15 protein-coding genes are annotated in these 18,168 nt (G+C 65.6%); 9 read left to right on the top strand and 6 right to left on the bottom strand.

Annotation, left to right across the window (positions count from 1 at the left end):
- Genes HV798_RS20630 through HV798_RS20620 form a run of 3 tightly spaced genes read left to right on the top strand, consistent with a single transcriptional unit; the run spans nucleotide 1 to nucleotide 2,405 of the window.
- Nucleotides 1–990, top strand: a complete 990-nt coding sequence (locus tag HV798_RS20630; protein WP_175193741.1) for a branched-chain amino acid ABC transporter permease — start codon at nucleotides 1–3, stop codon at nucleotides 988–990.
- Nucleotides 971–1,693, top strand: a complete 723-nt coding sequence (locus HV798_RS20625) for an ABC transporter ATP-binding protein (RefSeq protein ID WP_175193740.1) — start codon at nucleotides 971–973, stop codon at nucleotides 1,691–1,693. Before HV798_RS20630 ends, HV798_RS20625 begins: the two co-directional genes overlap by 20 nt.
- A 4-nt stretch (nucleotides 1,694–1,697) precedes the next feature.
- The gene (locus HV798_RS20620; RefSeq protein ID WP_025136469.1) at nucleotides 1,698–2,405 is read left to right on the top strand and encodes an ABC transporter ATP-binding protein; all 708 of its coding nucleotides are present in this window, start codon (nucleotides 1,698–1,700) and stop codon (nucleotides 2,403–2,405) included.
- Between the two features lie 94 nt (nucleotides 2,406–2,499).
- On the opposite strand, the gene HV798_RS20615 is transcribed toward HV798_RS20620, so the two are convergent.
- The 4 genes from HV798_RS20615 to HV798_RS20600 form a co-directional block, all read right to left on the bottom strand.
- On the bottom strand, nucleotides 2,500–3,570 hold the full coding sequence (locus tag HV798_RS20615; protein ID WP_175193739.1) for a porin: 1,071 nt from the start codon (nucleotides 3,568–3,570) through the stop codon (nucleotides 2,500–2,502).
- 337 nt (nucleotides 3,571–3,907) lie between these two features.
- Entirely contained in the window at nucleotides 3,908–5,209 is a 1,302-nt protein-coding gene (locus tag HV798_RS20610) for a TRAP transporter large permease (RefSeq protein ID WP_175216496.1), read from the bottom strand.
- Nucleotides 5,202–5,702 carry a TRAP transporter small permease gene (locus tag HV798_RS20605; protein ID WP_175193737.1) on the bottom strand — a complete coding sequence of 167 codons (501 nt, stop codon included), beginning with the start codon at nucleotides 5,700–5,702 and terminating at the stop codon, nucleotides 5,202–5,204. Before HV798_RS20605 ends, HV798_RS20610 begins: the two co-directional genes overlap by 8 nt.
- Nucleotides 5,703–5,710: 8 nt before the next feature.
- Nucleotides 5,711–6,685: a TRAP transporter substrate-binding protein gene (locus HV798_RS20600; protein WP_175193736.1), complete on the bottom strand. Its 975-nt coding sequence runs from the start codon at nucleotides 6,683–6,685 to the stop codon at nucleotides 5,711–5,713.
- Between the two features lie 279 nt (nucleotides 6,686–6,964).
- On the opposite strand from HV798_RS20600, the gene nudC reads away from it, so the two are divergent.
- The 3 genes from nudC to HV798_RS20585 all read left to right on the top strand — a co-directional run bounded on the left by nudC (nucleotide 6,965) and on the right by HV798_RS20585 (nucleotide 12,107).
- Nucleotides 6,965–7,735 carry an NAD(+) diphosphatase gene (nudC, locus tag HV798_RS20595; RefSeq protein WP_175193735.1) on the top strand — a complete coding sequence of 257 codons (771 nt, stop codon included), beginning with the start codon at nucleotides 6,965–6,967 and terminating at the stop codon, nucleotides 7,733–7,735.
- 157 nt (nucleotides 7,736–7,892) lie between these two features.
- A complete protein-coding gene (locus HV798_RS20590; RefSeq protein ID WP_006388202.1) occupies nucleotides 7,893–8,402 on the top strand; it encodes a winged helix DNA-binding protein in 510 nt (169 codons plus the stop codon).
- Nucleotides 8,403–8,483: 81 nt separating this feature from the next.
- On the top strand, nucleotides 8,484–12,107 hold the full coding sequence (locus HV798_RS20585; RefSeq protein ID WP_175193734.1) for a hydantoinase B/oxoprolinase family protein: 3,624 nt from the start codon (nucleotides 8,484–8,486) through the stop codon (nucleotides 12,105–12,107).
- 73 nt (nucleotides 12,108–12,180) lie between these two features.
- Here HV798_RS20585 and HV798_RS20580 read toward each other — a convergent pair whose 3' ends face one another.
- Nucleotides 12,181–13,242, bottom strand: a complete 1,062-nt coding sequence (locus HV798_RS20580) for a C45 family autoproteolytic acyltransferase/hydrolase (RefSeq protein WP_175193733.1) — start codon at nucleotides 13,240–13,242, stop codon at nucleotides 12,181–12,183.
- 164 nt (nucleotides 13,243–13,406) lie between these two features.
- Here HV798_RS20580 and glnH point away from each other — a divergent pair, with 164 nt between their 5' ends.
- From glnH to glnQ, 3 genes are all read left to right on the top strand, one after another.
- Nucleotides 13,407–14,159: a glutamine ABC transporter substrate-binding protein GlnH gene (gene glnH, locus HV798_RS20575; RefSeq protein ID WP_025136477.1), complete on the top strand. Its 753-nt coding sequence runs from the start codon at nucleotides 13,407–13,409 to the stop codon at nucleotides 14,157–14,159.
- Between the two features lie 159 nt (nucleotides 14,160–14,318).
- Nucleotides 14,319–14,975 carry a glutamine ABC transporter permease GlnP gene (gene glnP, locus HV798_RS20570; RefSeq protein ID WP_025136478.1) on the top strand — a complete coding sequence of 219 codons (657 nt, stop codon included), beginning with the start codon at nucleotides 14,319–14,321 and terminating at the stop codon, nucleotides 14,973–14,975.
- Nucleotides 14,972–15,700 carry a glutamine ABC transporter ATP-binding protein GlnQ gene (glnQ, locus tag HV798_RS20565; protein ID WP_025136479.1) on the top strand — a complete coding sequence of 243 codons (729 nt, stop codon included), beginning with the start codon at nucleotides 14,972–14,974 and terminating at the stop codon, nucleotides 15,698–15,700. Before glnP ends, glnQ begins: the two co-directional genes overlap by 4 nt.
- Before the next feature lie 165 nt (nucleotides 15,701–15,865).
- On the opposite strand, the gene HV798_RS20560 is transcribed toward glnQ, so the two are convergent.
- A complete protein-coding gene (locus tag HV798_RS20560; protein ID WP_025136480.1) occupies nucleotides 15,866–18,160 on the bottom strand; it encodes a RelA/SpoT family protein in 2,295 nt (764 codons plus the stop codon).
- Between the last annotated feature and the right edge of the window lie 8 nt (nucleotides 18,161–18,168).

The following is an 18,168-nucleotide window of genomic DNA, read 5'->3' as shown; positions in this document are numbered from 1 at the left end:
ATGACGACGACACAGAAAATCGATGGTGCGTCCTCGGGCGTGCCGAAATGGCCGGTGGCCGTGGCCCTGGGGGTGGCGGTGCTGCTGGCGGCGGTGCCGCTGGCGGTGACGGACTCGTTCACCTTGCAGGTGCTGCTGCTGGCCATCATGTTCGGCGCGCTGGGCGCGTGCTGGAACCTGGTGGGCGGCTTCCTGGGGCGCATTTCCTTCGGCCACAGCGTGTTCGTGGGCGTGGGGGGCTACACCACCTTGCTGCTGCTGCATCACCTGAAGCTCACGCCCCTGTTGGGTATTCCCCTGGGCGGGCTGATCAGCGCCGCGTTGGCCTGGCTGGTGGGCGGGCCGACGTTGCGCCTGTCCGGCCACTACTTCGCCATGGCCACCATCGCGCTATTGCAGATCGGCTTGCTGCTGCTGATCAACTGGGAATGGGCGGGCGGCGCCGTCGGGCTGGAAGCGCCCATCGGCGATGCGGCCTGGATGCTGCTGTTTCGCAGCAAGGTGCCGTACTACTGGATCGCAGTGGGGCTGGCGTTCCTGACGTTCTGCGCCACGTACTTCCTGGTGCATTCCAAGACGGGCTTCTATTGGCGCGCGATCAACGGCGACGAAGCGGCCTCGCGCAGCCTGGGCGTGCCGGCCGACCGCTACAAGATGCTGGCGTTCGTGCTGTCGGCGGGCATGACCGGGGTCTGGGGCGGTTTCTTCGCGATGTATGTGGGCTTCATCGATCCGGAATCGATGTTCAGCCTGACCATGTCGGTGCAGGTGGTGCTGGTGGCCATCCTGGGCGGGGTGGGCACGCTGGTCGGCCCATGGCTGGGCGCGGCGGTGCTGTTGCCGTTGTCGGAAGGCACCCGCGTGCTGTGGGGCAGTTCGGGCCTGGGCCTGGACCTGCTGATTTTCGGGCTGGCGATTCTGCTCGTCACCCTGTTCCTGCCAGGCGGTCTGGTGACATTGAGGAGGCGCCGTGGCTCTGCTGGACGTTAAGGACCTGACCAAGCGCTTCGGCGGCCTGGTCGCCAACAAGGACATCTCGCTGTCGGTCGAGGCGGGCGAGATCGTCGCCATCATCGGCCCCAACGGGGCAGGCAAGAGCACATTGTTCAACGGCCTGGTGGGCCATCACGAGCCCACCTCGGGCAGCGTGACCTTCGGCGGTGAATCCATGATCGGCCGCCGGCCCGAGCAGGTCGCGGCCATGGGGCTGGTGCGCACCTACCAGATCCCGCGCAGCTTCGGCCAGATGACGGTGCTGGAAAACGCCATGGTCGGCGCGCTGCTGCGCCATCCGCGGCTGCCCGATGCGCGCCGCGCCTCGGCCAAGGTGCTGGAACTGGTCGGCCTGGCCGACCGCGCCAACACGCTGGCCGCCGAACTGAACGTGGCGGGGCAGAAGCGGGTCGAGCTGGCGCGCGCGCTGGCGACCGAGCCGCGCATGCTGCTGCTGGACGAAGTGGCGGGCGGCCTGAACCCGGCCGAAGCCATTGCGCTGGCGGAGATCCTGCGCGGCATCCATGCCGCCGGGGTCACGCTCATCATCGTCGAGCACGTGTTGGAAGTGGTGATGCGGCTGGCCCAGCGGGTGCTGGTGCTGAACTTCGGCCAGATGATTGCCGAAGGCGCGCCGCAGGACATCGTGCGCAATCCCGCCGTGATCGAAGCCTATCTGGGGAGAAAGCACCGTGCCTGAAGTGATGTTGAAGGTAGAGAACCTGAGCGTGGCCTATGGCGGCGTGCAGGCCGTGCGCGGCGTGTCCCTGGAAGTGCGCCCGGGCGAGATCGCCGCGCTGCTGGGCGCGAACGGCGCCGGCAAGTCCAGCACGCTGCTGGCCATCATCGGCTCGGTCAAGCCCAAGGAAGGCCGGGTGGTCTTCGAAGGGCGCGACATCACGGGCACCCCGCCGGACCAGTTGGTCAAGCAGGGCATCGCGATGATTCCGGAAGGCGCGCGGGTGTTTGCGCGCCAACCGGTGGAGCAGAACCTGCGGCTGGGGGCCTACACGGTACGCGACGAACGCATCTACCAGGAGCGGCTGGAGAAGGTCTACGCCTTGTTCCCGCGCCTGAAAGAGCGGCGCGAGCAACTGGCGGGCACCATGTCCGGCGGCGAACGGCAGATGCTGGCCATCGGCCGCGCGCTGATGAGCGGCCCGCGGTTGCTGCTGATCGACGAGCCCAGCCTGGGCCTGTCGCCCCTGCTGGTCGAGCAGGTCTTTGACGCCCTGGCCGCGCTGAACCGCGACGATGGCCTGTCGGTGCTGCTGGTCGAGCAGAACATGGCCCAGGCGCTGGAAGTGGCGGCGCGCGCCTACGTGATGCAAAGCGCGCGCATCGCGCTGTCGGGCGATGCGGCCGAGCTGGCGGCGTCTGATGAGGTGCGCCGCGCGTATCTGGGGATGTAGCGGGACACTGACGCCAGACGAAAAAAAGCCCATCGCTCACGCGATGGGCTTTTGACTATGCGGCCGGGGGTAGGCCTTGAGTCCGGTGAAGGACTTAGAAAATGTGGCGGATGCCCACGCCCGCGCCGATCTGGCTGGTGCGGCCGGCGATTTCGCCGGTGACAGCGTCGTTGACCTTGTTGTAGTCGACGGTGCCGTACACCTGGGTGCGCTTGGACAGCGCGTATTCGGCCACGGCCACCAGGGCGTAGCGCTTGCCCTTGTCGCCGTCTTCGACCACGTTCTTGCTTTGGTCGTAGTAGGCGGCGCCGGTGATGGCCCAGCGCGGGGTGGCTTGCCAGGTCACGCCGGCGAAGTAGCCGTTGTCCTTGCGGTCGAGCTGGGCGGTGGTGGTGCCGCCCATGACGGCGTTGACCCAACCGGTCTGGTCGCGGCCATTGAAGTAACCGGCGAAGATCTTGGCGCTTTCGAACTGGTACGAGGCGCTCAGGTTCCAGACTTGCTGGCGCAGGTCGGAATCGGTGCCTTGGTACGTCTTCATGAACGCGCCGCCCAGGCCGAGCTGGCCGGCGGTGTAGCGCAGGCTGATGCCCATTTGCTGGCCGGCCTTCTTGTCGTCCCAACGGTCGCCGTTGGCCCACGACGCGATCACGGCCAGGTCGCCGATCGTGTTCGAGTAGCGCACGGTGTTGTTGTTGCGCACGCGGCCCATGGCAGCGGGCAGCCACGAGTTTTCGTTGTAGTTACCGACGGTCAGCGGATCGAAGTAGTCCGCCATCAGGTCCTGGATCACCGTGTTTTGCAGACCCAGGGTCAGCGCGCCGATCTTGCCGCCGTCCAGGCCGACGTAGGCCAGGCGGTTGAAGGTCTTGCTGGTGTCGGACGCACGGCCGTTCTGCACGTTGAAGCCTTGCTCCAGGCGGAAGAAGGCGCGGTTGCCGTCGCCCAGGTCTTCCGAGCCGCGCAGGCCCCAGCGGCTGTTCGAGATGGCGCCGTTTTCCATCGAGATGCGGCTGCCGTCCACGCCGGTCGAGCCGGAGCTGGTGTTGACGTAGCGCATGCTGACGTCGGCGATACCGTACAGGGTCACGCTGGTTTCCGCCGAAGCGGCGCCGGCGGCAAGGCCGAGGCCGGCTGCAGCGAGAGAGAGGGTGATGCGTTTCACGAAGGCTTCTCCTAGATGTTTCTGTTCTTAGCGTGAGCCGGGCTTGTGACTCGGCTGGTCGCGCCTGGCGGTTCGCCTGGAGCTGGGCCGTCGCACCGACGCCAGGGTTGGCGCGGGTCCGGAGCGTTGGCCGTTTGTGCGTTCATGCGCCATCTTGGTGCGCAACCAGAACGCCACGGGGATTCTAAAAAAGTTACGGGTTGTGTTGTTGTTTTATCTTTTTGGCGTTTTCCCTGGGTTTACAGAATTCCAAAAAACACGATTGTTGAAACAATCCCGTGATTGTTCCAAAAAAAACCCCGTTGCAAGAACGGGGTTTTGGGGCAGGCAGAGGCGCTCAAAGCGTCATGTGCAGCGGCAGCCACGTGGCAATGCCCGGGATGGCATAGAGCAGCAGCACCGCCAGGATCATCAGGAAGAACATCGGCAGCGAGGCCCGCGCGATGTAGGGCAGTTCGCGCCCGCTCATGCCCGACAGCACGAACAGGTTGAAGCCCACCGGCGGGGTGATCTGTGCCATTTCCACAACGAAAACGATGAAGATGCCGAACCAGATCAGGTCGATGCCGGCCGCCTGCACCGTGGGCAGCAGCACGCCCATGGTCAGCACGACGATGGAAATGCCGTCCAGGAAGCAGCCCAGGATGATGAAGAACACCATCAGCGCCATGATCAGCCAGAACTGCGACAGGCCCAGTCCACCGATCCATTCGGCCAGCGCCCGCGGCAGGCCGATGTAGCCCATGGCCAGCGTCAGGAACTGCGCACCGGCCAGGATCAGCGCGATCATGCAGTACAGCCGGGTGGCGCCCAGCAGCGATTGCATGAAGGTGCTGCGGTTCAGCGACCCCTGCAGCGCCGACAGGATCAGCGCGCCCACCACGCCCACCGCCGCGGCCTCGGTGGCCGTGGCGATGCCGGTGTAGATCGAACCGAGCACGGCGCCGATCAAGAGCATCACGGGAATCAGGTGGCGCGAGTGCGACAGCTTTTCCATGAACGTCAGGCCCGGGTCCGCCGCCGGCACCTGGCCGGGGTTGCGGATTGCCCACCAGGCGATGTAGCCCATGAACAACAGGGCCAGCAAGATGCCCGGCACGATGCCGGCGATGAACAGCTTGGCGATGGACACGTCCGCCGCCACGCCATAGACGATCATGATGATCGAGGGCGGGATCAGCAGCCCCAGCGTGCCGGCGCCCGACAGCGTGCCCAGGATCTTTTCCTCGGGGTAGCCGCGGCGGGTCAGCTCGGGAATGGTCATCTTGCCGACCGTGGCGCAGGTGGCGGCCGACGACCCCGACACCGCCGCGAAGATCGCGCAGCCGATGACGTTGGTGTGCAGCAGCCGGCCGGGCAGGCGGTTCAGCCACGGCGCCAGACCCCTGAACAGGTCTTCGGACAGCCGGGTGCGGAACAGGATTTCACCCATCCACAAAAACAAGGGCAGGGCGGTCAGGGTCCAGCTGGACGAGGCGCCCCAGATGGTGACGGCCATGGCGTCGCCGGCCGGGCGGCTGGAGAAGATCTCCATGCCGATCCAGGCGGTGCCCGCCAGCGTCAGGCCGACCCAGACGCCGCAGCCCAGCAGCGCAAAGATCGAGACGACCAATAAGGTAATGACGAGAAGTTCATTCATGGGTTTGCTGCGAGGTGGCGGCGGCCAGGCCGCGTGAACGGCGAACCAGCTCATCGAGCAGGGCGACCAGGAACAGGAGCGTGCCCGCGGCCATGCTCAGCTGCGGAATCCACAGCGGCGTGGCGTCGTTGGACGTCGAAATGTCGTTGAACTGCCACGAGTCGTAGGCCAGCTTGACGCTGAAGAACGCGAAGGCGGCGGCCATCAGGCAGCCCATGCCCAGGGCAAACATGTCCAGGCGGCGGCTGCCGGCCGGCGACAGCGCGTTCAGGAGCAGCGTCACGCGGATGTGCTCGCCGTGCTTGAACGTGCTGGCCAGCGCCAGGAAACCGGCCGCGGCCATGAAATAACCGGCATAGGCATCCGTGCCGGGGATGTTCAGGCCGAGCTGGCGCGCGATGATCGCGGCCAGCACCGACACCAGTACACCGATCGTGCACAGGCCGGCCAACAGGCCGGCCGCGCCGTAAAGACCATCTAGAAAGCGGCGCATGGTATCGATTACTGCTTCTTGTAGGCGTCGATCATGGCTTGGCCGTCAGCGCCTGCTTTCTTGAGCCAGTCGTCAAGCATGCGCTTGCCGATGACCGACAGGCCTTCCTTGAGCTCGACGGTCGGCTTGATGGTTTCCATGCCATTCTTGGCCAGCTCTTCCTGGTACCACTTGTTCTTTTCCTGCGACAGCTTCCAGCCGCGTTCTTCGGCCTGCGCGCCCGCCTTTTTCAGGGCCTCCTGGGTCGCCGGGTCCAACGCCTCGAAGGCCTTCTTGTTCACGATCACGGCGTTCTTGGGCAGCCAGGCCTGGGTGTCGTAGAACTTCTTGATGTATTCGTACGTCTTGGTGTCGTAGCCGGTCGAAGCCGACGACATGTACGAGTCGATCACGCCGGTGGCCAGGGCCTGTGCCAGTTCAGCCTGCTGCACGGTCACGGGCTGGGCGCCGACCAGTTCGGCGATCTTGGCCGTCACCGGGCTGTAGGCGCGCCACTTCAGGCCCTTCATGTCGCTGATCTGCTTGATGTCCTTGTTGGCGAACACGCCCTGGGGCGGCCAGGCCACCGCGTACAGCAGCGTCATGCCGTGGGCGTTCAGCTTTTTCTCCAGGAACGGCTTCTGCGCCTGGTAGAGCTTGAACGATGCGTCGTAGCCGGTGGCCAGGAAGGGCAGGCCATCCAGTTCGTAGATCGGGTCTTCGTTGGCGAAGTTGGTCAGCAGGATCTCGCCGATCTGCGCCTGGTTGCCTTGCACCGCGCGCTTGATTTCGGGCGCCTTGTACAGCGAGGCATTGTTGTGCAGCGTGATCTTGAGCTTGCCTTCGGACAGCGTGTCGACGTCCTTGACGAAGGTGGTCAGGTTTTCGACGTGGAAATTGCTGGCCGGGTAGGCGCTGGGCAGGTCCCACTTGGTCTGGGCCTGGGCGGCCGCGCTGAATGCCAGGGCGAGGCTGCCGGTCAGCAGCGAGAGCTTCTTGAACATGATGGTCCTTCTTTGCGAATGAGGAATGCGGGCAGGGGCCCGGTGGGCATTGCGAAAAAAAGAGCGCGGCGCAACATGACGCAGAGCTGAAAAGCCGTGCCATTCTATGTTGCCAATTGGTCACAAAGTTCCCCGAATCACGCATTTACGGGTAATTCCTAGGACCGTCACGCCTGAATGGTTGAAGCTTGAATCATTGAGACAGGGCGTTGCGCGATGCATCGCAGCGCGCGTTTTTCTTCTAAGATTCCAACGTTGAATCGTGCCGCAGAGGCTTGTGTGAATTTCGTTTTCCGTCGTGATGAGTTGCTGGTCGAAGAAGCGTCCAGCGTATTGCCCGACCTGGACGCCTGTGTCCGGGCGGGCGTGGCGGCCGAAGGGCTGCAACCGGTCTGGGCCGCGCCGGAATCGCCGGCCCGCACCGTCCACGTCGAACCGGGCGTCGAACCGCCGCACGGCTATGCCTTCAAGAAGCTGCGTTCGCTGTTCGGCGTCTTCGACGACGAACGCATGGCGCTGGCCGGCCGCGCCTACCAGATCGCGGAATGGGCGCGTACGCACCGTTTCTGTGGGGCCTGCGGCACCGCCACGGTGCGCGTGGCCGGCGAGTTCTGCCAGCGTTGCCCGGCCTGTGGCTTTTCGGCCTACCCGCGCATTTCGCCCGCGATGATGGTGCTGATCCGCAAGGGTGACAGCATCCTGCTGGCCCGCCACACCACCAACGCGGCGTCGCGCTACACGGCGCTGGCCGGTTTCGTCGAGCCGGGCGAAAGCATCGAGCAGACGGTGCACCGCGAGGTCTACGAAGAAGTGGGCCTGAAGGTCGGCAACCTGAAGTATTTCGGCAGCCAGTCCTGGCCGTTCCCGCATTCGCTGATGGTGGCCTACACCGCCGAATACGTGTCCGGCGACATCCGGGTGCAGGAAGACGAGATTGCCGACGCGCGCTGGTTCGGGCCGGGCGACCCGATGCCTGACATCGCGGCGCGCATCTCGATTGCCGGCTCGCTGATCCGCGCGCACTTGCCCGCCGGTTGGGACGCGCCGTAGCGCGCTTGCAGGGCAGGAAAGTGCGTCTGCTGCGCGCTTTCCTCTCAGGGTATTCCCTCGAAATGAGGGATTTTTTGCGTCCCTGATTTATTTTTTATTGATGAAATATAGATAAATTATTAGTATTTCGCACAGATAAACTTGTAGCCCGGCCTCTATGACCTCCACGTTGATTGCCTCGTCGGCCCACCTGGCCGGGGGCAGCGCGCCCGATCTGTCCGAAGTCGAATTCGGCCTGATGATCGCCAGCCACGCCTTTGACCGCTGGACGGTGCGCTGCATGGCGGCGGCAGGTCTGCCGGACCTGACGCCTACCGACGTCATGGTGTTTCACCACGTGTTCCATCGCCAGCGTCCCAAGAAGCTGGCCGACATCTGCTTCACGCTCAACGTCGAAGACACGCACATCGTCAATTACGCGCTCAAGAAGCTGGACCGCCTGGGCGTGGTCAAGGGCGAGCGCGCCAGCAAGGAAGTGTTCTACAGCGTCACGCCCGAAGGCGCGGCCATCATCAAGCGCTATGGCGAAATCCGCGAGCAATGCCTCACCGCCGGCCTGGATGCGCCGGGCGGGGGCGGCCTGGAATTCAGCCGCCAGCTGGCGCACACCCTGCGCGCGCTGTCCGGCCTGTACGACCAGGCGGCGCGCGCGGCAACCTCCCTATAACCGATACGCGGGGCCAGCCCCCGAACCTGCAACCCGCCGTGACGCCTGCGCCGCGGCGGCTTCCCGTACCCGAGGATACTTATGAAGTGGCAATTCTGGATTGATCGTGGGGGCACCTTCACCGACATCGTGGCGCGCCGCCCCGATGGCTCGACCACCACCGCGAAGATGCTGTCGGAAAATCCCGAGCAGTACCGCGACGCCGCCGTGGCGGGCATCCGCAAGCTGCTGGGCATCGCGCCCGGGCAGCCGGTGCCCACCGAGCAGGTCGAATGCGTGAAGATGGGCACCACCGTGGCCACCAACGCCTTGCTCGAACGCAAGGGCGAACGCACGCTGCTGGTCACCACCCGCGGTTTCCGTGATGGTCTGCGCATCGCCTACCAGAACCGTCCGCGCCTGTTCGACCGCAACGTCGTGCTGCCCGAAATGCTGTACGAAAGCGTGGTCGAGGCCGACGAGCGCGTCGCCGCCGACGGCGAAGTGATCCGCGACCTGGACGAAGCCGGCCTGCGCCGCGACATGCAGGCCGCATTCGACAGCGGCATCCGTGCCGTGGCGATCGTGTTCATGCATGCCTGGCACGCCGCCGGGCACGAGCAGCGCGCCGCCCGCATCGCCCGCGAAGTAGGCTTTACGCAGGTGTCGGCTTCGCACGAGGTCAGCCCGCTGATCAAGTACGTCTCGCGTGGCGACACGACCGTGGTCGACGCCTACCTGTCGCCTATTCTCAAGCGCTACGTGGACCAGGTGGCCGGCGAATTGCCCGGCATCCGCCTGATGTTCATGCAGTCCAGCGGCGGCCTGACCGACGCGCATCGCTTCCGAGGCAAGGACGCGATTCTGTCCGGCCCGGCCGGCGGCATCGTCGGCATGGTCCGCACCAGCGAACAGGCCGGGTTCGACAAGATCATCGGCTTTGACATGGGCGGCACGTCCACCGACGTCTCGCACTACGCGGGCGAATTCGAACGCGAGTTCGAAACCCAGGTGGCCGGCGTGCGCATGCGCGCCCCGATGATGAGCATCCACACCGTGGCAGCCGGCGGCGGTTCGATCCTGCATTTCGACGGCGCGCGCCTGCGCGTCGGCCCGGATTCGGCGGGCGCCAACCCCGGCCCGGCCTGCTACCGCCGCGGCGGTCCGCTGGCCGTGACCGACTGCAACGTGCTGCTGGGCAAGATCCAGCCCGACTTCTTTCCCAAGGTGTTCGGCCCCGAGGCCAACGAGCCGCTGGACCGCGACGCCGTGGCGCAGCGCTTTGCCGCCATGGCCGACGAGGTACGCGCGGCCACCGGGCGCGACATGTCGCCCGAGCAACTGGCCGAAGGCTTCCTGGAAATCGCCGTGGGCAACATGGCCGAGGCCATCAAGCGCATCTCGGTGCAGCGCGGCCACGACGTCACCGAATACGCCTTGACGGTATTCGGCGGCGCGGGTGGGCAGCATGCCTGCCTGGTGGCCGACGCCCTGGGCATGACCACGGTGTTCGCGCATCCGCTGGGCGGCGTGCTGTCGGCTTACGGCATGGGCCTGGCCGACCAGACCGACATGCGCCAGAAGACGGTTGAAAAGGTGCTCGATGCCGACCTGATGCGCGAACTTGCCGGCGAGCTGGACGCGCTGGCCAGCCAGGCCGTGGGCGAACTGCGCCGCCAGCACGTGGCCGACAGCGACATCAGCGTGCAGCGCCGCCTGCACTTGAAGTACCGCGGCACGGATACCGCGCTGGAAGTCGCCTATGGCGACCTGGAGCAGGCCCGCCGCGACTTCGAGGCGGCCTACCGCCAGCGCTATTCCTTCCTGATGCCCAACCGCGAGCTGGTAGTCGAGACCATTTCGGTCGAAGCCACGGGCGGCGGCGAACGCGTGACCGAAACGCCCGCATCGCGCACCCGCGACAGCGCGCTGGCCGCGCGCCGCACGGTGCGGATGTACAGCGGCGGCGCCTGGCGCGACACGCCCCTGTACGTGCGTGAAGACATGGCGGGCGGCGACGTGGTGGCGGGCCCCGCCATCATTTCCGAGCCCAACCAGACCACGGTTGTCGAACCCGGCTGGCAAGCCGAGCTGACGGCGCAGGATCACTTCGTGATCCGCCGCGTCGAGGCCCGTCCGCAGCGCCGCGCCATCGGCACCCAGGCCGACCCGGTGATGCTGGAGGTCTTCAACAACCTGTTCATGTCGATCGCCGAGCAGATGGGCTACCGCCTGCAGAACACGGCGTACTCGGTCAACATCAAGGAACGCCTGGACTTCTCCTGCGCCATTTTCGACGCCAAGGCACGCCTGATCGCCAATGCGCCGCACATGCCGGTGCACCTGGGGTCCATGGGCGAATCGGTGCGCACGGTCATGAACGCCAACGCCGGCCGCATGCAGCCGGGCGACGCCTATGTGGTCAACGACCCGTACCACGGCGGCACGCACTTGCCGGACGTCACGGTGATCACGCCGGTGTTCGACCGCAAGGGCAGCGAGATCCTGTTCTACGTCGGTTCGCGCGGCCACCACGCCGACATCGGCGGCACCACGCCAGGCTCGATGCCGCCGGATTCCAAGACGGTGGAAGACGAAGGCGTGCTGTTCACGAACTTCCAGCTGGTCAAGGGTGGTGAATTCCGCGAACAGGCGGCGCGCGACATCCTGGGTTCGGGCCGCTGGCCGGCGCGCAACCCCGACCAGAACATCGCCGACATGCATGCGCAGATCGCCGCCAACGAAAAGGGCGTGCAGGAATTGCTGCGCATGTGCGACCACTTCGGGCTGGACGTGGTGAGGGCCTACATGGGCCACGTGCAGGACAACGCTGAAGAGGCCGTGCGCCGCGTGATTTCGGTGCTCAAGGACGGCAGCTACGAGTACCCGCTGGACAACGGCGCGGTGATCCGGGTGGCGGTGCGGGTGGACAACCAGGCGCGTAGCGCCGTGGTGGACTTCACCGGCACGTCGCCGCAGCTGGACAACAACTTCAACGCCCCGGGCGCCATCGCCGTGGCCGCGGTGCTGTATGTGTTCCGCACCCTGGTCAACGACGACATCCCGCTGAACGACGGTTGCCTGGTGCCGCTGTCCATCATCCTGCCGGAAGGCTCGATGCTGCGTCCGAACCCGCCGGCCTCGGTGGTGGCGGGCAACGTCGAGACGTCCATGTGCATCGTCAACGCGCTGTACGGCGCGCTGGGCGTGCTGGCTTCCAGCCAGGGCACGATGAACAACTTCACCTTCGGCAACGCGCGCCACCAGTACTACGAGACCATCTCGGGCGGTACGGGCGCCGGCCCGGTGAAGATCGACGCCGCGGGTCCGCACGACGAAGGCTTTGCCGGCACGTCCGTGGTGCAGGCCCACATGACCAACTCGCGCCTGACGGACCCCGAAGTGCTGGAATTCCGTTTCCCGGTGCGGCTGGAATCGTACGAGATCCGCCATGGCTCGGGCGGGGCAGGGCGCTATCGCGGCGGCGACGGCGGCGTGCGCCGCATCCGTTTCCTGGAAGACATGACCGCGGCCATCCTGTCGAACAACCGCCGCTTCGCGCCGTTCGGCCTGGCCGGCGGACAACCCGCCGCCATGGGCCGCAACTACGTCGAGCGGCTGGATGGCTCGATCGAGGAACTGGGCCCGCAGGACAGCGCCCAGTTGCAACCGGGCGACGTCTTCGTGGTAGAAACCCCCGGGGGCGGCGGCTACGGCGCCGCCTGATCCCGGACGGTAGCCACCGTCGGCTGCGGACCTTGTCGCCAACGCGATGGGGTCCGCGACAGCCCGATTCCGCTTACGCGGGATCGGGCTTTTTCTCGTCGTCGGGGTCCGTCATGACGTCCAGGGCGATATCGGCGCGCGTCTTGCGGTCGTAGACCCGCAGTGTCACTTCGTCGTCGCGGATCTCGAAAATGGCGGTGGCCAGGGTGTTTTCGTCGTCCGGATCGTCTTTGGCGGTGCGCAGGATGGGCAGGTCGCCGCTGGCGTCGTGCAGCGCCGCCAGCAGCTCGGCGCCGCCGGTGGCCGGCGACCAGCCGTCCACAATGCCTTCGATGCGGTTCTGGCGGGTGCGCGAGGAATCCGTGATGATCTGCGCCTGGCCCCGGGTTTCCTGGTGGATCATGTGGTTGGCGTGCCCGTAGCGGGTGCCGATTTCCAGGAACGAGGCGCCGCCCGGCGCGACCTCGGCGCTGAAGATGCGCGGGTCGGCGGCCGACCCCAGCGTATGGTGAAAACCGCCCGAGCGCGGCGCATCGCGCAGCAGCGCGATGGCCTCGTCCAGCGTGGTGCAATCGAGCACCGCCCGCGCCAGCAGCATGCGCGGCACGCCCGGGTGGCGCTGGCGCGTGCGCAGGTTGTTGATGGTCTGCACCAGGCCGGCGCGGTTGGCGGCAAAGGTGTGGCCGGGCAGCGACCCCGGGTAATAGAAGCTGAGGTAACCCGGCGCATCTTCCAGCGCCACGTCCACCAGGTGGCAGCGGCCATACAGATAGGGGTCGCCGTCTTCGTTGTGGCCGATCCAGCGGGTGCCGTCCGCGGCCTTCAGGGCCACTGACGTGCAGCCGTCGCCGGTGCTGCTGTGCAGCAGGTCGCCGCGGCAATTCCAGAGCAGCACGTCGGCCAGCGGCATGCGCAACCCCTCGGCCAGGCCTTCCAGTTCTTCCCAGATGGCCGGCAGGGCGTCACGCGCGAATTGGCCCAGCTGATCCAGGTAACTGTGGCCGCGCCAGGGCCGCAGGGCTTCCCACGTGCCGTTCTGCTCGAGGTAGGCCGCCATCAGCGGCCGGGCGAGCTTGCCCAGGGCGACGCCGACCTGGCGGCGATTGCCGGCGATGCGTACATATTTGTAGGGCATGGGGATTCTCCGGGTGTCATGCGGATTGTAATTTTTCTAAGCTCTCTGCGGTGGGGACGGATGCGTTAAGATTTGCCGTAAGTTGCTCCGGCGATCCCGGCGTGACCGGCATCATGTCCCAACTACAACCCCGGGTACCAAAGGGTCCCCAAGAGGAGAGTTTCATGATTAAACGCAAAGTCGCCGCCGCCTTGGTCGGCCTGTCCATGGCCATGTTCGGCGCCGCTTCCGGCGCTTACGCCCAAGGCAAGGAATTGGTGGTGGCCACCGATACCGCCTTCGTCCCGTTCGAGTTCAAGCAGGGCAATACCTACGTCGGTTTCGACATCGACCTCTGGGCTGCCGTCGCCAAAGAGCTGAACCTGAAGTACAAGCTCCAGCCGATGGACTTCAACGGCATCATCCCGGGCCTGCAGACCAAGAACATCGACGCCGCGTTGGCCGGTATCACGATCCGCGACGACCGCAAGAAGGTCATCGACTTCTCCGATCCTTACTACGAAAGCGGCCTGGCCATCCTGGTCAGCGACAAGAACAGCGACATCAAGGACGCCAAGTCCCTGGCTGGCAAGACCGTCGCCGTCAAGACCGGCACGGCCACCGTCGACTACCTGAAAGCCCAGGTGCCGGACGCCAAGCTGAAACTGTTCCCCAACATCGATAACGCCTACCTCGAACTGGCCACCGGCCGCGTCGACGCCGCCGTGCACGACACGCCCAACGTCCAGTACTACGCCAACACGGCGGGCAAGGGCCGCGTCAAGGTGGTGGGTTCGCTCAAGAGCGGCGACTTCTACGGCATCGCTTTCCCCAAGGGCAGCGACCTCGTGCCGCAGGTGAACAAGGCGCTGGCCACCCTGAAGGCCAACGGCCAGTACGACGCCATCTACGAGAAGTGGTTCGGCAAGAAGCCCTGATCGTTCAAGCTTGATTGACTCTGCATTCGGGGCCGCCCGGCAGTCTGGGGCCTGGGCGCCACTTCGGTGGCGCCGGGTCCCGGCGGGCGGCCCCGAGCCGTTTGCCGCCCGGCATTTGCTTCATGCCGCGGCGCGGTTGCACGCTATTAAGGGGTAATTGTGGATTTTGACTGGAACGTAGTGACAGAGGCGTTGCCCAACCTGTGGGTGGGCACGCAAATGACCATCAAGATCACCTTCTGGGGCCTGTTCGGCGGCTTCCTGCTGGGCGCGCTATCGGGCGTGACGCGGGCCTACGGGCATCCCATCCTGTCGGGCATTGCGCAGGTGTACGTCGCGGTCATCCGCGGCACGCCGATCGTGGTGCAGGTGATGTTCATCTATTTCGCCTTGCCGCTTCTGGCCAACATCCGGGTGGATGCCGAGTGGGCGGCCATCGTCACGCTCATCATCAATTCCGGCGCCTACATCTCGGAAATCGTGCGCGGCTCGCTGCTGTCCGTGCACAAGGGGCTGAAGGAAGCCGGCCAGGCCATGGGCCTGCCGTTTCACAAGATCCTGTTCCACATCATCGGGCCGGTGGCGTTTCGCCGCATGATTCCGCCGCTGGGCAACCAGTGCATCATCAGCCTGAAGGATTCGTCGCTGTTCATCGTGATCGGCGTCGCGGAACTCACTCGCCAAGGCCAGGAAATCATGGCCGCCAACTTCCGCGCGGTCGAGATCTGGTCCGCGATTGCAATCGTCTATCTGATCCTGACGGGCACGATGGCGCTGGTCCTGCACCTGATTGAAAAGAGGATGCGCATACTATGAGCATGGTTGAATTTCACAACGTCACCAAGAACTTCGGCGAGTCCATGGTGCTCAATGGCATCTCGCTCAATATCGATGCGGGCGAGGTCGTGGTGGTGGTGGGCCCGTCCGGGTCCGGCAAGTCCACCTTCCTGCGCTGCATCAACGTGCTCGAAACCATCAACGACGGCGACCTGCTGGTCGATGGCCTGAGCGTGCTGGGCGATGCCGCGCAAGTGCGCGAGATCCGCCGCGAAGCCGGCATGGTGTTCCAGCAGTTCAATCTGTTCCCGCAGATGACGGCGCTGCAGAACGTCATGTTCGGCCCGGTGCACACGCGCGGCCTGGCGCGTGACGAAGCCCGCGAACTGGCCGAGCAACTGCTGGCCAAGGTCGGGCTGGCCGAACGCATGAACCACTATCCTGGCGAATTGTCGGGCGGCCAGCAGCAACGCGTGGCCATCGCCCGCGCGCTGGCCATCAAGCCCAAGCTGATGCTGTTCGACGAGCCCACCTCGGCGCTTGACCCCGAGCTGCGCCACGAGGTGCTCAAGGTCATGCGCGACCTGGCCGAAGAAGGCATGACCATGGTCGTGGTAACCCACGAAATGGAGTTCGCGCGCAAGGTCGGCAGCCGCCTGATCTTCATCGACGCAGGCAAGATCGCGCACGACGGCCCGCCGGCCGAACTGCTGGACAATCCGCCCAGCCAGCGCCTGAAAGACTTCCTTCAGCACGTCGCCTGAAGGGGCAGAAGCGCCAGACCTTGTCTGGCGCTTCTGTCTTCCACGTCTTGGCTTGCCCCGACTCAATGGCCGGGCAATGCCACCCCTTCATCCGTCGTCATGATGTCGCCGAAGGTGTCCGCCAGCGCGGGTCGGCGCGGGTTGCATCACCCGCGCCGGTGCGCGTCAGCCTTTCACGCGGACAATCTTCTGCACTTGCGGCACGTGGCGGATGGCGCGGATGACCTGGGCCAGGTGCTTGCGGCTGTCGACCTGGATGGTCAGGTGCAGGGATACCGTGGACACCGCGTCATCGTGCATCGTGACATGCATGATGTTGGCATCGGCTGCGGTGACTTCCGCGGCCAGCCGTCCCAGCACGCCGCGTTCGTTGCGGGTGACGATGTCCAGGCGGGTTGCCAGGTGCTTGGCGGTGTGGGTATCCCACGCAACGTTGATCCAGCGTTCCGGCTCGCGCAGCCGCTGGCGCATGGCGACCGGGCAGTCGGCGGTATGCACCACCAGGCCGTGGCCCATGCGCATGCCGGCGATGATCGGGTCGCCGGGCAGGGGGCCGCAGCAGGGCGCCAACTGCACCGCCTGGCCTTCGTTGCCCTGGATCAGGATGGGGGCGCTGCGGGCCGAGGTCAGTTCGTCCACTGCGGCGGCGGTGGTGGCCACCAATTGATGTTCGGGCGCAAAACGCCGCGCCACCACGGCGGCCAGGCGCTTGCCCAGCCCGATGTCGGCCAGGATTTCCTCGCGCGAACTTGCGCCGGTGCTGCGCGCCAGTTTCTGCCAGGCCGGATCGTCGGTGGCCGGCAGCGGCATGTGCAGTTCTTGCAGGGCCTGGCCTAGCAGACGCTCGCCGAAGGCCACGGACTCTTCGTACTTGACCGTGCGCAGGTAGTGGCGGATTTCGGAACGCGCGCGGCCGGTGCGCACGTAGTTCAGCCACTGGGCGTTGGGGCGCGATGCGGGCGAGGTGACGATTTCGACGGTGTCGCCGCTGTTCAGTTCGGTGCGCAGCGGCACGAATTCGCCATTGACCTTGGCCGCCACGGCTTGGTTGCCGATGTCGGTGTGGATGGCGTAGGCGAAGTCGACCGGCGTGGCGCCACGCGGCAGCGAGATGATCTTGCCGCGCGGGGTGAACACATAGACCGCGTCGGGGAACAGGTCGACCTTGACGTGTTCGAGGAATTCGCCCGAATCGCCCGTCTGGCTTTGAATGTCCAGCAGCGACTGCAACCACTGATGGGTGCGCTTTTGCAGGTCGTTCAGGGTCAGGTCGGCGCCCTTGTACAGCCAGTGCGACGCCACGCCTTCTTCGGCCACGTGATGCATGTCGCGGGTGCGGAACTGGAATTCCACCGGCGTGCCGTAGGGGCCCACCAGCGTCGTGTGCAGCGACTGGTAGCCGTTGACCTTGGGAATCGCGATGTAGTCCTTGAACTTGCCGGGCACCGGGCGATACAGCTGGTGCAGCGTGCCCAGCGCCAGATAGCATTCGGGCAGCGTGTGCACGATGACCCGGAAGCCATAGATGTCGAGCACGTCGGAGAAGGACTTTTTCTGGTCCACCATCTTGCGATAGACGCCATACAGCGTCTTTTCGCGGCCGGTGACCTCGGCTTCGATGCCGGCGGCCGGCAGCGCGGCGCGCACGGAATCGGCAATCTTGCCGATGACCTCGCGGCGGTTGCCGCGCGCGGCCAGCACGGCCTTGTACAGCACCTGGTAGCGGTTGGGGTACATGGCCGCAAAGCACAGGTCCTGCAGTTCGCGGAACAGCAGGTTAAGGCCCAGCCGATGGGCGATGGGCGCGTAGATGTCCAGCGTTTCGCGGGCGATGCGGCGCCGCTTTTCAGGGTTGACCGCATCCAGCGTGCGCATGTTGTGCAGGCGGTCGGCCAGCTTGATGAGAATGACGCGCACGTCGCGCGCCATCGCCAGCAGCATCTTGCGGAAACTTTCGGCCTGTTGTTCGGCCTTGGTGGCGAAGTCCAGGCGGTCCAGCTTGGACAGGCCATCGACCAGTTCGGCGACTTCAGGGCCGAATTTCTCGGCCAGCTCGTGCTTGGCGATGCCCTGGTCTTCCATCACGTCGTGCAGCAGGGCAGCGGACAACGCGTTGACGTCGAGCTTCCAGCCTGCGCAGATTTCGGTGACGGCGATGGGGTGCGAGATGTAGGGCGAACCGCTGGCGCGGAACTGGCCCAGGTGTGCCTGGTCGGCGAAGCGATAGGCTTCGCGAACGCGTTCTACATCTTTCTTGTCGAGATAGCTGCCGATGATTTCGGTCAGCGGCGCCAGCGAAGCGACCGGCGAGGCGGTCGCGTCAGCCGCTTCTTGCGCGGCGACGGATGCTGGCGTGGAGGGATTCTTGTCTTTCTTGCCCGTGCGGCGCCCAAGACGGGAGCCGGCACGTAGCGCGGCAAGCAGACCAGATGAAGCGTACTTCAGCCCGGGAAAAGCCATGCTTGCCG

Source organism: Achromobacter deleyi, assembly GCF_902859705.1.
In the GTDB taxonomy this organism is placed as follows: Bacteria; Pseudomonadota; Gammaproteobacteria; order Burkholderiales; family Burkholderiaceae_B; genus Achromobacter; species Achromobacter deleyi.
Note: the sequence above shows the minus strand (reverse complement) of the source record. Positions and strands in the feature narration are given on the sequence as shown.

Bases quoted from the DNA above. Each gene is read 5' to 3' on its own strand.
- HV798_RS20630 (WP_175193741.1), top strand. From the start codon at position 1: ATGACGACGACACAGAAAATCGATGGTGCGTCCTCGGGCGTGCCGAAA.
- HV798_RS20620 (WP_025136469.1), top strand. From the start codon at position 1,698: ATGTTGAAGGTAGAGAACCTGAGCGTGGCCTATGGCGGCGTGCAGGCC.
- HV798_RS20610 (WP_175216496.1), bottom strand. From the start codon at position 5,209: ATGAATGAACTTCTCGTCATTACCTTATTGGTCGTCTCGATCTTTGCG.
- HV798_RS20605 (WP_175193737.1), bottom strand. From the start codon at position 5,702: ATGCGCCGCTTTCTAGATGGTCTTTACGGCGCGGCCGGCCTGTTGGCC.
- HV798_RS20600 (WP_175193736.1), bottom strand. From the start codon at position 6,685: ATGTTCAAGAAGCTCTCGCTGCTGACCGGCAGCCTCGCCCTGGCATTC.
- HV798_RS20590 (WP_006388202.1), top strand. From the start codon at position 7,893: ATGACCTCCACGTTGATTGCCTCGTCGGCCCACCTGGCCGGGGGCAGC.
- HV798_RS20585 (WP_175193734.1), top strand. From the start codon at position 8,484: ATGAAGTGGCAATTCTGGATTGATCGTGGGGGCACCTTCACCGACATC.
- HV798_RS20580 (WP_175193733.1), bottom strand. From the start codon at position 13,242: ATGCCCTACAAATATGTACGCATCGCCGGCAATCGCCGCCAGGTCGGC.
- glnH (WP_025136477.1), top strand. From the start codon at position 13,407: ATGATTAAACGCAAAGTCGCCGCCGCCTTGGTCGGCCTGTCCATGGCC.
- glnQ (WP_025136479.1), top strand. From the start codon at position 14,972: ATGAGCATGGTTGAATTTCACAACGTCACCAAGAACTTCGGCGAGTCC.
- HV798_RS20560 (WP_025136480.1), bottom strand. From the start codon at position 18,160: ATGGCTTTTCCCGGGCTGAAGTACGCTTCATCTGGTCTGCTTGCCGCG.